Origin of the sequence: Streptomyces sp. (genome assembly GCF_035645055.1) — a bacterium.
Lineage (GTDB): Bacteria > Actinomycetota > Actinomycetes > Streptomycetales > Streptomycetaceae > Streptomyces.
Genome location: NZ_DASQNH010000036.1, coordinates 26,689 through 40,140 on the forward strand (window position 1 = coordinate 26,689; position 13,452 = coordinate 40,140).

The following is a 13,452-nucleotide window of genomic DNA, read 5'->3' on the forward strand; positions in this document are numbered from 1 at the left end:
CATGACGAGAGGTACGTGTGTCATCCAGGCTTGAGGCCGATCACCTGTACAAGGTGTTCGGCAGACGACCGGACGAGGCAGTCGACCGGCTCCGCGCCGGTGCCGACCGCGAGGAGCTGCGCGCCGACGGCACCACCGCCGCCGTGATCGACGCCTCCTTCACCGTGGAACCCGGTCAGATCTTCGTCGTCATGGGCCTGTCCGGATCCGGGAAGTCCACGCTGCTGCGCATGCTCAACGGGTTGCTGGAGCCGACCGCCGGCACGGTCCGCTTCGACGGCGAGGACCTGACCGCGCTCGGCGACCGCGAGCTGCGCGCGGTCCGCGCCCGCAAGATCAGCATGGTCTTCCAGCACTTCGCGCTGTTCCCGCACCGCAACGTGCTGGAGAACGCGGCCTACGGCCTGGCCGTGCAGGGCGTGCCCCGCGCCGAGCGCGAGCGGCGCGCCCGCGAGGCGCTGGCCCTGTGCGGTCTGGCCGGCTGGGAGAAGTCCTGGCCCGACGAGCTGTCCGGCGGCATGCAGCAGCGCGTGGGCCTGGCCCGCGCGCTCGCCACCGACGCCGACCTGCTTCTCATGGACGAGTCGTTCAGCGCCCTGGACCCGCTGATCCGGCGCGATATGCAGGACCAGCTGCTGACCCTCCAGAAGACGCTGAAGAAGACGATCGTCTTCATCACCCACGACCTCAACGAGGCCATGCGCCTCGGCGACCGCATCGCCGTGATGCGCGACGGCCGGATCGTGCAGACCGGCAGCGCGGAGGACATCCTGCTGCGCCCCGCGAACGACTACGTCGCCTCCTTCATCCAGGACGTCGACCGCTCCCGGGTGCTGACCGCCGCCGCCGTGATGGACACCGGGCTGCGCGGCGACGAGGGGACCTGCGGCTGCGAGACCGCGACGCCGGACACCCCCTTCACCGAGCTGTGCGCGATCAGCGCGCGCGTGCCGCACCCGGTCGCCGTCCTGGACACCGGGCGCCAGGTCGTCGGCGTCGTCCCGCGGCAGCGCCTCGTCGGCTTCCTCGGTGACGAGGAGGGCGGTCCCGCGCCCTGTGACAACCCGCGCGAGGGGAAGGTGACCGCCGATGCCTAGGCTTCGGCTCGGCGACTGGGCCGACTCCGGTGTCGACTGGCTGCTGAACCACCTCTCCTGGCTCTTCGACGCGGTCAAGGCGGTCGTCGAGGGCATGTACGACGGCATCGACGCGGTGCTGACCGCCCCCGAGCCGCTGCTGCTCGCGGGCATCCTCGCGGTGCTGGCCTGGTGGCTGCGCGGCCTCGTCGCGGGCGTGCTCGCCTTCGCGGGCTTCGCGCTGGTCGACTCGCTCGACCTGTGGGAGCGGGCCATGTCGACCCTCTCCCTGGTGCTGGTCGCGACCGTGATCGCCCTGGTGATCGCGGTGCCGCTGGGCATCTGGGCGGCTCGCTCCCGGCGGGTCAGCGCGACCGTGCGGCCGGTCCTGGACCTGCTGCAGACCATGCCGTCGATGGTGCTGCTGATCCCGGCCATCCTCTTCTTCGGACTGGGCACCGCCGCCGGTGTCATCGCCACGCTGATCTTCGCGATCGCCCCGGGTGTCCGGATGACCGAGCTGGGCATCCGGCAGGTCGACAAGGACCTGGTGGAGGCCGCCGAGGCGTTCGGCACCACGCCCCGGGACATCCTGCTGCGGGTGCAGCTGCCGCTCGCCCTGCCGACCATCATGGCGGGCGTCAACCAGGTGATCATGCTGGGCCTGTCGATGGTCGTCATCGCGGGCATGGCCGGCACCGGCGGCCTGGGCGGCGCGGTCAACGAGGCGATCGGCCAGCTGGAGATCGGCTACGGCTTCGAGGCCGGTGTCGCCATCGTCGTCCTCGCCGTCTACCTGGACCGGATGACCGGCGCCCTGGGCACGCAGATCTCCCCGCTCGGCCGCCGGGCCGCCGCGAAGGCGCGGGCGGCGAGCGGCGCGAAGGCGGTCTGGGCGCACCGTCCCCGCCCGGTGGTCCCGGTCGTCGGCGTGGCCGTCCTCGCGCTGGTCGCGGGCGGCATGGGCGTCTTCGGCTCCTCCGCCGGCACCGCCGAGGCCTCCGCGACGAACGTGGGCCGGGGCAAGGAGATCACCATCGGGTACATCCCGTGGGACGAGGGCATCGCCTCGACGTACCTCTGGAAGGAGATCCTGGAGCAGCGCGGCTTCGACGTCACGACCACCCAGTACGCGGCCGGCCCGCTCTACACCGGCCTCGCCACCGGCCAGGTCGACTTCCAGACCGACGCCTGGCTGCCGACCACCCACGCCGAGTACTGGGAGAAGTACGGCGAGCAGCTCGACGACCTCGGCAAGTGGTACGGGCCGACCTCGCTGGAGCTGACCGTCCCGGCGTACATGAAGGACGTCAACAGCCTCGACGACCTCAGGAAGCACGCCGGCGAGTTCGGCGGCAAGATCGTCGGCATCGAGCCCAGCGCCGGGATGATGGGCCTGCTCAAGAGCAAGGTCCTCAAGGAGTACGGCCTGCAGGGCGCGTACGACGTGGTCGACGGCTCCACGCCCGCGATGCTCGCCGAGCTGAAGCGCGCGTACGCCAAGAAGAAGCCGATCGTCGTGACGCTCTGGTCGCCGCACTGGGCCTACAGCGACTACGACCTGAAGAAGCTGACGGACCCCAAGGGCGCCTGGGGCGAGGGCGACGGGGTGCACACCCTGTCCCGCAAGGGCTTCGCCACCGAGAACCCGGAGGTCGGCCGCTGGCTGAAGGACTTCTCGATGACCGAGCAGCAGCTCACCGGCCTGGAGTCGCAGATCACCAAGGCCGGCAGGGGCGGGGAGCAGGACGCCGTCCGCGCCTGGCTGAAGCGGAACCCCGGCCTGGTGGACCGCTGGGCCCCGGTCGACGGCCAGGGCGGCAGGAGCCGGGCGGCCGGGTGACCTGACGGACCCGGCCGCCCGGGCGAGGGGCGGGCCACACCGACAGGGTGCGGCCCGCCCCTCGCGGCGTACGGCGGACGTACGAGAAGGATCCGGACAACCACACAGCGCTACCCCCATGCCCGAGGCGCGGTCCGGCGGCGGCCAGGAACATCGCGGACCGCGCCCGCATTGAAAAGAATGAGCGAACACTCGTACGGTTCGAGGGCCGGTGCCGACGCGGGGCCGCGCACCCCGGCCGCCCGGAACGGCTGATCCACTGGCGCGAACTGTGGGGTCTCACCCGACGCAGTGTGCCGACGATGTGACGGGGCCCTGAAACGGTTTGCCGAACATGCGTAGGGTGCAGACAACTACTCATCGGCAGGAACACGACGAGCGAAGGAGGGAGCCGGAGCGATGGGCGACCACAAAGAACAGCCCCTTCGGGTGGGCGCGGCCGTCCGGCGGCGCCGCCGGGCCCTGGAGCTCACCCTCGCCGTCGTGGCCGAGCGCAGCGGCCTGTCGGTGCCCTTCCTGAGCCAGGTCGAGAACGACCGCGCCCGGCCCAGCCGCAGCTCCCTGGAGAAGGTCGCCGACGCGCTGCGCACCACCGCGGTGGAACTCCTCGCCGCCGCCGACCCGGCGTGCAGCGTCGACGTGGTGCGCGCCGAGGAGGCCGAGCCGGTGCCCCAGCCGCAGGTGCGGTCCCTGGTCCGCGGCCATCATCAGATGCACGCCTCGGAGTTCACCGGCGACCATGACGCGGGCCGCGAGTTCCAGCACCGCAACGACCAGCTGATGTACGTCGCGGACGGCGCCGTCGAGATCGAGGCGGAGGGCCGGGCGTACCGGCTCGGCCGCGGGGACACCCTGTACCTCACCGGCGGCGTACGGCACCGCTGGCGGGCCACCGTGCCGGAGACCCGGGTGCTCGTCGTGGCCGTGGCGGAGCACATCGAGGCCGTCCAGGACCGGCACCGGTAGTGCGGGTCGTCTCCCTGGTGCCGTCGCTCACCGAGGCGGTGGCCGCGACCGTGCCCGGAGTGCTGGCCGGTGTCACCGACTGGTGCAGCCATCCGGCGGACCTCGACGTCACCCGGGTCGGTGGCACCAAGAACCCGAAGGCCGAGCGGATCCTCGCGCTCGCCCCCGACCTGGTGATCGCCAACGAGGAGGAGAACCGCGCCCCCGACCTGGCCGCCCTGCGCGCGGCGGGCGTCGAGGTGCTGGTGACCGAGGTCCGGGACGTGCCGCAGGCCTTCTGCGAGCTGGCGCGGGTGCTGGCCGCGTGCGGTGCGCGCGGCCGGCCCCGCTGGCTGGACGAGGCGGAGGCGGCCTGGGCCTCCCCGCCGGTCCCGGAGCGGCGTACGACGGCCGTGGTGCCGATCTGGCGGCGGCCCTGGATGGTGCTCGGCCGGGACACCTTCGCGGGCGACGTGCTGGCCCGGCTCGGCGTCGATCACCTGTACGCGGACCACGCCGACCGCTACCCGCGCGTCCCGCTCGACGAGCTGACCGCGGCCCGCCCGGACCTGGTCGTGCTGCCCGACGAGCCCTACCGGTTCACCGCCGGCGACGGTCCCGAGGCCTTCCCGGGACTGCCCTGCGCACTGGTCAGCGGACGGCACCTGACGTGGTACGGGCCGTCGCTGGCCGCAGCACCACGGGTGCTGGGCGCGGCGCTGCGAGCAGCCGTCCGCTGAGCAGTCCGGCCGCCGTCCGCACGGCGGCCGTGGCCCAGGCGGCGGCCAGCACGCCGTACAGCAGCACCGCCAGCCCGTCGAACGCGACCAGGCCGGTGTGCCGGGCCAGGGACTCGGCCCCGGTGACACAGGTGCCGATCGGGAAGGTGAAGGCCCACCAGGTCAGCGCGAAGCCCATGCCCTGCCGCCGGGCCCGCACCACGTGCGCGGTGGCGAGGCCCAGCCACAGCAGGGCGAACCCCATGACGGGCACCCCGTACAGCACGGCCGGCAGGGTGAAGGCGGGGCCGGCCGCGTGCGGTACGGCGCTCGGGGCGGTGTCCGCGAACATGCCGACCGCGGTGGTGGACTGGCCCAGCGGGCCCAGCACCAGGAAGAGCGTCGGGGTCAGCGCGAGCGGCAGCGGACCGCCCGTCAGCAGCCGGGCGAAGACCAGCGGCAGCATCAGCAGCGTGCCGAGCAGACTGAGCCCGAACAGCCCGACACAGGCGAGCAGCAGCGTCTCCCTGGCCTGCCCGGGCGGCAGATGGGGCACCAGCAGCGGCCCGACCGCCGCCGGCACCATCGGGGCGACCAGCGGCAGCAGCCAGACGGGAGTCGCCTGCTCCGGCCGCACCCGGTGGCGCACCGCCATCAGGTAGGGGACGGTGACCGCGACCGCCAGCGCGACCACCGTCCCGGCCGTGAACAGCGTGGCGCCGAGCGTGACCGCCGCCGTATCGCCGAGCCAGTCCCGGCCGAGCGTCAGGGCGCCGCCGCCGACCGACACCAGGGCCATCGCCAGACAGCCGTGGAAGGGAGCCGTCGCCGGATCGAGGAGGTGGGCGCGGGCCTGGTCGTGATGGTGGATCCAGTGCAGGGCGCGGGCGGCGAGCAGGGTCAGCAGCAGGACGAGGGCGACGGCCCAGACGGCGGTGCAGGCGGTGCGCAGCCCCGGGACGGACAGCGGGAGCGCGGCGCCCGCCGTGCCGACGACTGCGGTCCCCATCACGGAGGCGTACCAGTTGGGGCCGAGGTGGCGCACTGCGGTGATCATGCCTTCACCGTCTCCGACCAGGGCGGCTCCCACCAGGGAGGATGTCTCTATGAGGGCATAAACTGGCCTTATGAGCAGGACGAGTGACACCAGCGGACCGAACGGAACGGAGGAATCCGTGCCGGCCGGCTCGCTGGCGCACCGGGTGCCCGACCTGGGCGCCCTTGAGCTGTTGCTGGCCGTGGCCCGGCTGGGCAGCCTCGGCGCCGCGGCCCGCGAGGTCGGCATCACCCAGCCCGCGGCCAGCAGCCGGATCCGCTCCATGGAACGGCAGCTGGGCGTGGCGCTGGTCGACCGTTCGCCGCGCGGCTCCCGGCTCACCGACGCGGGGGCGCTGGTGACCGACTGGGCGCGGCGGGTCGTCGAGGCGGCGGAAGCCTTCGACGCCGGGGCGCAGGCGCTGCGGGACCGGCGGGACTCGCGGCTGCGGGTGGCGGCCAGCATGACCATCGCCGAGTACCTGCTGCCCGGCTGGCTGCTCGCCCTGCGCGCCCAGCGGCCCGACACGGCCGTGTCGCTGCTGGCCGGCAACTCGACGGCGGTGGCCGAGCGCCTGCTCGCCGACGAGGCCGACCTGGGCTTCGTGGAGGGACTGACGGTGCCCGGCGGGCTGGACTCGGTGGTCGTCGCCCACGACCAGCTCATCGTCGTCACGGCCCCCGGCCACGCCTGGGCCCGCCGCAGGAAGCCCCTCCCGGCCGAGGAACTCGCCTCGACCCCGCTCGTCCTGCGCGAGAAGGGCTCCGGCACCCGCCAGGTCCTCGACGCCGCCCTCGGCGGGCTCGCCCGCCCCCTGATCGAACTCTCCTCCACCACCGCCGTGAAGGCCTCCGCCGTCGCCGGCGCGGGCCCCGCGGTGCTCAGCGAACTCTCCGTCCGCGAGGAACTGTCCACCCGCCGCCTGGTCAGCGTCCCCGTCGACCGGGTCAGCCTCCGCCGCGACCTGCGGGCCGTCTGGCGCACCGGCCACCGCCCGGCGGGCCCGGCCCGCGATCTCCTGTCGCTGACGCGGGGATAGGGGGCGGTGGCTCCGCCTCGGGGAGGACGGCCGGCCTGCCCCGATGCCGGGAGATCTCCGCCGTGCGGCTGGAACGCGGGGCCGCGCGCCGCCGGGGCCCGGCGGTGCGCAGGGGGCGAGCGCGTTCCCAGGGGGGGAGTGGCGGCGCCTGCCGGGCGGTCCGCGGCAACGGGGGCGTACGGGCGCGAGAGCGGTGGCGCCTGCCGGCCCGTTCGAGGCAGCGAGGGCGTACGCGTACGCCGGGCGGAGCCATGTGCCTGGGCGCGGAGGGAGGCGCCGGGGACTCGCCGGACGGTCCCTGGTCCGAAACCGGCCCCGTCGGCGGCATCCGCTCCCCTCTGCCCCGCGCGGCGGCACCTTCCCTCCGCGCCGATCCGCGCGGCGGCACCCTCCCTCCGCGCCGATCCGCGCGGCGCGGCGGCACTCTCTCCACCCGTTCGCGCGGCGGCATCCCCGCCGATCCCGCGCCGGCGGCACGCTGCTGGCCTGTGCCGGCGGGCGCGCAGCTCGACGGCCGCACGCTGGGGGCGCGGGGCGGTTCCGGTCTGGAGGAGGAGCTGTCCGCCCGTGCTCCCGTCGCCCGTGGCGCCGCCCCGGACACGGGTCGCACCCGCCCGCCGACGGACCTCGCCTTCCGGAGGTGCCCTGCCCGCCCGGCTCAGGGCGCGGGCCGGGCCGTCGTGGCGGCCTCGACCAGGGCCCGGAGCACGCGGAGGTCCTCGCCCATCTCCGGATGCCACTGGACGCCCAGCGCCCAGGTGTCCGCGCCGGGGAGTTCGATGGCCTCGACGGTGCCGTCGGCGGCGTGGGCGGAGGGGACCAGACCGGTGCCGAGGCGCTCCACGGCCTGGTGGTGGTACGTGGGTACGGAGGTCTCCTCGGGGACGATCGCGGCGTACCGGGTGCCCGGGACCGGCTTGACCGGGTGGCGGCCGAAGACGCCGACGACCTCGGCGTGGCCGTCGATGTGCTGGGTGAGGGTGCCGCCGAGGGCCACGTTCAGCAGCTGCATGCCCCGGCAGATGCCGAGCAGCGGCAGCCGGGCCGCCGACGCCGCCTCGATCAGGGCGAGTTCCCAGGCGTCCCGGGCGCGGGCCGGTGGCCCGGTGCGGGGGTCGCGCCCGGCGCCGTAGCGGGCCGGGTCGACGTCGGGGCCGCCCGCGATCACCAGGCCGTCCAGGCGGGCCACGGCCGCCGCCGCGTGCTCCGGCGCGTCCGGCGGCAGCAGCGCGGCGAGTCCGCCCGCGCGCTGCACCAGCCGCGGATACCCGGCGGGCAGCAGCACCGCCTCCAGGTCCCACACGCCCCAGCGCACCCCGGCCTCCAGATAGGTGCTGACGCCGATCAGCGGCCGCCTGTCCGTCATCCGACCTCCCGCAATGGACTCACGTCATACCTTTGCCGAGGCGCGGACCGCACGGCAAGCCGCTCACCCGAGGAACCCGCGCAGCAGCGCCGCCGTCCCCGCGCAGTGCTCCCGCATGATCTCCCGCGCCCCGTCCGCGTCCCCGTCGAGCACCGCCTCCACCAGCGCGGTGTGCTGGTGCTGGGAGTGCTCCAGGTTGCGCACCAGCAGCGGGATGCAGTCGAGCAGGTCGTTGAGGGTGGCCCGGACCGCCGCGTACCGCGCGGTCAGGGTGGGGGAGCCGGACAGCTCGGCGAGGGTGAGGTGCAGCAGGGTGTCCCGGCGGCGGTAGTCGGCGAGCGGGGCGTTCCGGGTGCCGGCCAGGGCCTCGCGCAACCGGCCCGCCTGGGCGTCCGTCAGCCCGTGCGCGGCGCACAGCCCGGCCGCGCCGGTCTCCAGCACCTCCCGGAAGCGCAGGACGTCCTCCAGGTCGACACCGGCGACCCTGCGCCGCAGTTCGTCCTCGCCGACGGCGTCCGCCCGTTCCCGCACGAACGTGCCGCCGTAGCGGCCGCGCCGCGACTCCACGAGCCCCTGGTCCTGGAGGACCTTCAGCACCTCGCGCAGCGTCACCCGGCTGATCCCCAGCCGCTCCGCCAGCTCCCGCTCGGCGGGCAGCCGCCCGCCGCCGGGCACCAGGCCGAGCCGGACCACCTGGAGGATCTGCTCCAGCGCCTCCTCGAAGCCGTTGCCCGCCCGCACGGGACGCAGCACCGGGGCCAGCCGGTCCCCGGCGCCCGCGGCGGCGTCGGCGTCACCGGGGTCCACCGGATCCAGTGGCATGTGGCCGTGCCCCCTTCCCAATCAATGGTTCTCCCTCATACCTTAGGGCTCCCGGCTGACCGAAGGAGGCCTTCCCCGTGGCAGACCGCACACCTCCGCTCAGCGTCGAGGAGCTGCACGCCCTCGTCGCGGGCGGTGAGATCGACACCGTCGTCCTGGCCTTCCCGGACATGCAGGGACGCCTCCAGGGCAAGCGGTTCGCCGCGCGCTTCTTCCTCGACGAGGTGATGAGACACGGCACCGAGGGGTGCAACTACCTGCTCGCCGTCGACGCCGAGATGAACACCGTCGACGGCTACGCGATGTCCTCCTGGGACCGCGGCTACGGCGACTTCGCCATGCACCCCGACCTCGGCACCCTGCGCCGCGTCCCCTGGAACGCGGGCACCGCCCTCGTCGTCGCCGACCTCGCCTGGGAGGACGGCTCCCCGGTGACGGCCGCGCCCCGGCAGATCCTGCGCCGCCAGCTGGACCGGCTCGCCGAGCTGGGCCTGACCGCCCAGGTCGGCACCGAGCTGGAGTTCATCGTCTTCAAGGACACCTACGAACAGGCCTGGGACGCGAACTACCGCGGCCTGACCCCGGCCAACCAGTACAACATCGACTACTCGGTGCTCGGCACCGGCCGGATCGAGCCCCTGCTGCGCCGCGTCCGCAACGAGATGGCGGGCGCCGGGATGACCGTCGAGTCCGCGAAGGGCGAGTGCAACCCGGGCCAGCACGAGATCGCCTTCCGCTACGACGAGGCCCTGGTCACCTGCGACCAGCACGCGATCTACAAGACCGGCGCCAAGGAGATCGCCGCCCAGGAGGGCGTGTCCCTGACGTTCATGGCGAAGTACAACGAGCGCGAGGGCAACTCCTGCCACATCCACCTGTCGCTGACCGACGCCGAAGGCCGCCCCGCCTTCGCCGGGGACGGCCCGCACGGCATGTCCCCGCTGATGCGGCACTTCCTGGCCGGACAACTGGCCGCCCTGCGCGACCTCACCCTCCTCTACGCCCCCCACATCAACTCCTACAAGCGGTTCCAGCCGGGCTCCTTCGCCCCGACCGCCGTCGCCTGGGGCCACGACAACCGCACCTGCGCGCTGCGCGTCGTCGGCCACGGCCGCTCGCTGCGCTTCGAGAACCGGCTGCCCGGCGGCGACGTTAACCCGCACCTCGCGGTCGCCGCGATGGTCGCGGCCGGCCTGTACGGCGTCGAGCGCGAACTGGAGCTGCCCGAGGCCTGCGTGGGCAACGCGTACACCGCCGGGTACGAGCAGGTCCCCACCACCCTGCGGGAGGCCGCCGGCCTGTGGGAGAACAGCCCCGTCGCCAGGGCCGCGTTCGGTGACGACGTGGTCGACCACTACCGCAACATGGCGCGCGTCGAACTGGCCGCCTTCGACGCCGCGGTGACCGACTGGGAGCTGCGCCGCTCCTTCGAACGGATGTGAGGCAACCCGTGACCCCGACCCTTGAGGTGCTCAACCCCGCGACCGAGGAGGTCGTCGCCACCGTCCCGGCCGCCACCGCCGAGGACGTGGACCGGGCGGTCGTGCGGGCCGTCAAGGCACAGTCGGCGTGGGCCGCGCTGGCCCCGGGCGACCGGGCCCGGCTGCTGCGCCGGTTCGCGCTCACCGTCGACGGGCACCTGGAGGAACTGGCCCGGCTGGAGGTGCGGGAGGCCGGCCATGTCATCGGCAACGCCCGCTGGGAGGCGGGCAACGTCCGCGATCTGCTGGACTACGCGGCCGGGGGAGTGGAGCGGCTCACCGGCCGCCAGATCCCCGTCCCCGGCGGCCTCGACGTGACGATCCTCGAACCGCTCGGCGTGGTCGGGGTGATCGCGCCCTGGAACTTCCCGATGCCGATCGCCGCCTGGGGCACCGCCCCGGCCCTCGCCGCCGGGAACGCGGTCATCCTCAAGCCCGCCGAGACGACCCCGCTCACCGCGCTGCGGCTCGCCGAACTCGCCCTGGAGGCGGGTCTCCCGGAACACCTCTTCCAGGTGCTGCCCGGCCACGGTCCCGTCGCGGGCGACGCGCTGGTCGAGCACCCGGGCGTGGCGAAGATCGTCTTCACCGGCTCGACGGCCGTGGGCAGACAGGTGCTGGCGAAGGGCTCCGCCCACCTCAAGCGCGTCACCCTGGAACTCGGCGGCAAGAGCCCCAACATCGTCTTCGCCGACGCCGACCTGGAGGCCGCGGCGGCCGCCGCCCCGATGTCCTTCCTCGACAACTCCGGCCAGGACTGCTGCGCCCGCACCCGCATCCTCGTCCAGCGCACGGTCCACGACCGCTTCCTGGAGCTGCTGGCCCCCGCGATCGAGGCGGTCACCGTCGGCGACCCGGCCGACGAGACCACCGACATGGGCCCGCTGATCTCCCGGACCCAGCTGGAGCGGGTGCGCGGCTACGCCGACCCGGACGCCCCCGGCATCCGCGGCAAGGCCCCCGAGGGCCCCGGCTTCTGGTTCCCGCCCACCGTCCTCACCGGCGTCGACCCGCACGCGCGCGTGGCCGTGGAGGAGGTCTTCGGCCCCGTCGCCGTCGTCCTCCCCTTCGACGACGAGGCGGAGGCCGTGGCGCTGGCCAACGCCACCGACTACGGCCTCTCCGGCTCCATCTGGACCCGTGACGTGGGCCGCGCCCTGCGCGTCTCCCAGGCCGTCCGGGCGGGCAACCTGTCCGTCAACTCGCACTCCAGCGTCCGCTACTGGACCCCGTTCGGCGGCTTCAAGCAGTCCGGCATCGGCCGCGAACTCGGCCCGGACGCCCTGACCGCCTTCACCGAGACCAAGAACGTCTTCATCAGCAACGTCTCCACCGGCAACGTCTCCACCAGCACGGAGGGCTCCGCACAGTGACCGAAGAGAACATCTGCCGCCGTCTCGTCGGCCGTACCGCCGTCGTCACCGGAGCCGGCAGCGGCATCGGCCTCGCCACCGCCCGCCGCCTCGCCTCCGAGGGCGCGCACGTCGTCTGCGGCGACGTCGACGAGACCCGCGGCAAGGCGGCCGCCGAGGAGACCGGCGGCATCTTCGTCAAGGTGGACGTCACCGACCCCGAGCAGGTCGAGGCGCTGTTCAGGACGGCGTACGACACCTACGGCAGCGTCGACATCGCCTTCAACAACGCCGGGATCTCCCCGCCCGACGACGACTCCATCCTGGAGACCGGCCTGGACGCCTGGAAGCGGGTCCAGGAGGTGAACCTCACCTCCGTCTACCTGTGCTGCAAGGCCGCCATCCCCTACATGCGGCGCCAGGGCAAGGGTTCCATCATCAACACCGCGTCCTTCGTCGCCCGGATGGGCGCGGCGACCTCCCAGATCTCCTACACCGCCTCCAAGGGCGGGGTTCTGGCCATGTCCCGGGAGCTGGGCGTGCAGTTCGCCCGTGAGGGCATCCGCGTGAACGCCCTCTGCCCGGGCCCGGTCAACACCCCGCTCCTGCAGGAACTGTTCGCCAAGGACCCGGAGCGGGCCGCCCGCCGCCTGGTGCACATCCCGCTCGGCCGGTTCGCCGAGGCCGAGGAGATCGCCGCCGCGGTCGCCTTCCTCGCCAGCGACGACTCGTCCTTCGTGAACGCCACCGACTTCCTGGTGGACGGCGGGATCTCGGGGGCGTACGTCACGCCGCTGTAGTACTGCCCCTACAGTGCCGGGATATGAGCATGACACCGCCGCCCGGCTGGTACCGCGACCCCACGGCCCCGCACACCGAGCGCTGGTGGGACGGCACGGCCTGGACCGAGCACCGGCGCGCCCCGGAACCCGCCGGGCATCCGGTGCCGGGGCCGTCCGTCCCCGGCCCGCTGCCGTCCCCCGCCCCGGGCGGCGGCGCGGCGCGCGCGAAGGCCCTCGCCCTCACCGTCGCCGGGGCCGTCCTGGTCGCGGCGGTCGTCACCGGCGCGGTCTTCCTGGCGGAGGACGGGACGGACGGCACCGGCCCGGTGGCGGGCCCCACACCCACCCTCGCGCCGACGCTCCCGACGCAGGAGCCCACCCCGCCCCCGTCGCCCACCCCCACCGAGCCCTCCGCCGACGGCCCTGCCGTCGTCGAGGACCAGCTCAACGGCATCACGTTCCCCCTGCTCGACGGCTGGGTCCGCCCCCGCGACGTCACCCAGGAGAACGTCGTGATGACCACCGACGGCACCTACGAGTGCCCCGTCGGCGCCGGCCTCTGCCGGCACGGCACGGTCTTCTCCCGCACGGCCACCGCCACCGACGAGACCTCACCGAAGGCCCTCGCCGAGGGCGACATCGCCGACGCCGCCGACGAGGCCTACGACCGCGACGCCCTCGGCCGGCGCCGCCACGGCGGCATCGAGTCCCGCCAGCTCGTCGACTCCGGGCCGGTCGCCGTGGCGGGCCGCGCCGGGTACTTCGTGCGCTGGCGCGTCAAGACCGCCGAGGGGCCCGGCGGTTATGTCCAGTCCCTCGCCTTCCAGTCCAGCGTCGGCACCGAGGCGCCGGTCATCGTCCGCTATGTCTTCGACGCGGGCGAGGACGGGCCGCCGCTCGACGACATGGACCGCATCACCAAGGGCATCCGCGTGCTCGGCGACACCGACGCGGGCGGCGGCGTGGGCAGCAGCGTCGGACCCGGCTGAGC

12 protein-coding genes are annotated in these 13,452 nt (G+C 74.0%); 9 read left to right on the forward strand and 3 right to left on the reverse strand.

Annotation, left to right across the window (positions count from 1 at the left end):
• The first annotated feature begins 17 nt into the window (after positions 1 to 17).
• The 4 genes from VE614_RS12505 to VE614_RS12520 all read left to right on the forward strand — a co-directional run bounded on the left by VE614_RS12505 (position 18) and on the right by VE614_RS12520 (position 4,604).
• Positions 18 to 1,097, forward strand: coding sequence for a betaine/proline/choline family ABC transporter ATP-binding protein (locus tag VE614_RS12505; RefSeq protein WP_324935787.1), 1,080 nt, complete (start codon positions 18 to 20; stop codon positions 1,095 to 1,097).
• Positions 1,090 to 2,919, forward strand: coding sequence for an ABC transporter permease/substrate binding protein (locus VE614_RS12510; protein ID WP_324935789.1), 1,830 nt, complete (start codon positions 1,090 to 1,092; stop codon positions 2,917 to 2,919). The genes VE614_RS12505 and VE614_RS12510 overlap by 8 nt, the downstream gene beginning before the upstream one ends.
• A 399-nt stretch (positions 2,920 to 3,318) precedes the next feature.
• Positions 3,319 to 3,885, forward strand: coding sequence for an XRE family transcriptional regulator (locus tag VE614_RS12515; protein ID WP_324935791.1), 567 nt, complete (start codon positions 3,319 to 3,321; stop codon positions 3,883 to 3,885).
• The gene (locus VE614_RS12520; RefSeq protein ID WP_324935793.1) at positions 3,885 to 4,604 is read left to right on the forward strand and encodes a helical backbone metal receptor; all 720 of its coding nucleotides are present in this window, start codon (positions 3,885 to 3,887) and stop codon (positions 4,602 to 4,604) included. The genes VE614_RS12515 and VE614_RS12520 overlap by 1 nt, the downstream gene beginning before the upstream one ends.
• On the opposite strand, the gene VE614_RS12525 is transcribed toward VE614_RS12520, so the two are convergent.
• Positions 4,516 to 5,640 carry a TDT family transporter gene (locus VE614_RS12525; RefSeq protein ID WP_324935795.1) on the reverse strand — a complete coding sequence of 375 codons (1,125 nt, stop codon included), beginning with the start codon at positions 5,638 to 5,640 and terminating at the stop codon, positions 4,516 to 4,518. The two genes, VE614_RS12520 and VE614_RS12525, sit on opposite strands and share 89 nt — an antisense overlap.
• Positions 5,641 to 5,710: 70 nt before the next feature.
• Here VE614_RS12525 and VE614_RS12530 point away from each other — a divergent pair, with 70 nt between their 5' ends.
• Positions 5,711 to 6,658, forward strand: coding sequence for a LysR family transcriptional regulator (locus tag VE614_RS12530; protein WP_324935797.1), 948 nt, complete (start codon positions 5,711 to 5,713; stop codon positions 6,656 to 6,658).
• Between the two features lie 658 nt (positions 6,659 to 7,316).
• Here VE614_RS12530 and VE614_RS12535 read toward each other — a convergent pair.
• Positions 7,317 to 8,024, reverse strand: coding sequence for a gamma-glutamyl-gamma-aminobutyrate hydrolase family protein (locus VE614_RS12535; RefSeq protein WP_324935799.1), 708 nt, complete (start codon positions 8,022 to 8,024; stop codon positions 7,317 to 7,319).
• Between the two features lie 63 nt (positions 8,025 to 8,087).
• Positions 8,088 to 8,846 carry a FadR/GntR family transcriptional regulator gene (locus VE614_RS12540; protein ID WP_324935800.1) on the reverse strand — a complete coding sequence of 253 codons (759 nt, stop codon included), beginning with the start codon at positions 8,844 to 8,846 and terminating at the stop codon, positions 8,088 to 8,090.
• Positions 8,847 to 8,923: 77 nt separating this feature from the next.
• Here VE614_RS12540 and VE614_RS12545 point away from each other — a divergent pair, with 77 nt between their 5' ends.
• From VE614_RS12545 to VE614_RS12560, 4 genes are read left to right on the forward strand one after another with little or no spacing between them, the layout of a single operon-like run.
• Positions 8,924 to 10,288, forward strand: coding sequence for a glutamine synthetase family protein (locus VE614_RS12545; RefSeq protein WP_324935802.1), 1,365 nt, complete (start codon positions 8,924 to 8,926; stop codon positions 10,286 to 10,288).
• 8 nt (positions 10,289 to 10,296) lie between these two features.
• Entirely contained in the window at positions 10,297 to 11,700 is a 1,404-nt protein-coding gene (locus VE614_RS12550; protein WP_324935803.1) for an aldehyde dehydrogenase family protein, read from the forward strand.
• A complete protein-coding gene (locus VE614_RS12555; protein ID WP_324935805.1) occupies positions 11,697 to 12,479 on the forward strand; it encodes a 3-oxoacyl-ACP reductase in 783 nt (260 codons plus the stop codon). The genes VE614_RS12550 and VE614_RS12555 overlap by 4 nt, the downstream gene beginning before the upstream one ends.
• A gap of 29 nt (positions 12,480 to 12,508) precedes the next feature.
• Positions 12,509 to 13,450 (forward strand): DUF2510 domain-containing protein, encoded by a 942-nt coding sequence (locus VE614_RS12560; protein WP_324936031.1) that lies wholly within the window; start codon positions 12,509 to 12,511, stop codon positions 13,448 to 13,450.
• The last annotated feature ends 2 nt before the right edge of the window (positions 13,451 to 13,452 follow it).

Excerpts from the sequence above, each read along its gene's own strand:
- VE614_RS12510 (WP_324935789.1), top strand. The coding sequence starts at position 1,090 with ATGCCTAGGCTTCGGCTCGGCGACTGGGCCGACTCCGGTGTCGACTGG.
- VE614_RS12515 (WP_324935791.1), top strand. The coding sequence starts at position 3,319 with ATGGGCGACCACAAAGAACAGCCCCTTCGGGTGGGCGCGGCCGTCCGG.
- VE614_RS12525 (WP_324935795.1), bottom strand. The coding sequence starts at position 5,640 with ATGATCACCGCAGTGCGCCACCTCGGCCCCAACTGGTACGCCTCCGTG.
- VE614_RS12530 (WP_324935797.1), top strand. The coding sequence starts at position 5,711 with ATGAGCAGGACGAGTGACACCAGCGGACCGAACGGAACGGAGGAATCC.
- VE614_RS12535 (WP_324935799.1), bottom strand. The coding sequence starts at position 8,024 with ATGACGGACAGGCGGCCGCTGATCGGCGTCAGCACCTATCTGGAGGCC.
- VE614_RS12540 (WP_324935800.1), bottom strand. The coding sequence starts at position 8,846 with ATGCCACTGGATCCGGTGGACCCCGGTGACGCCGACGCCGCCGCGGGC.
- VE614_RS12560 (WP_324936031.1), top strand. The coding sequence starts at position 12,509 with ATGACACCGCCGCCCGGCTGGTACCGCGACCCCACGGCCCCGCACACC.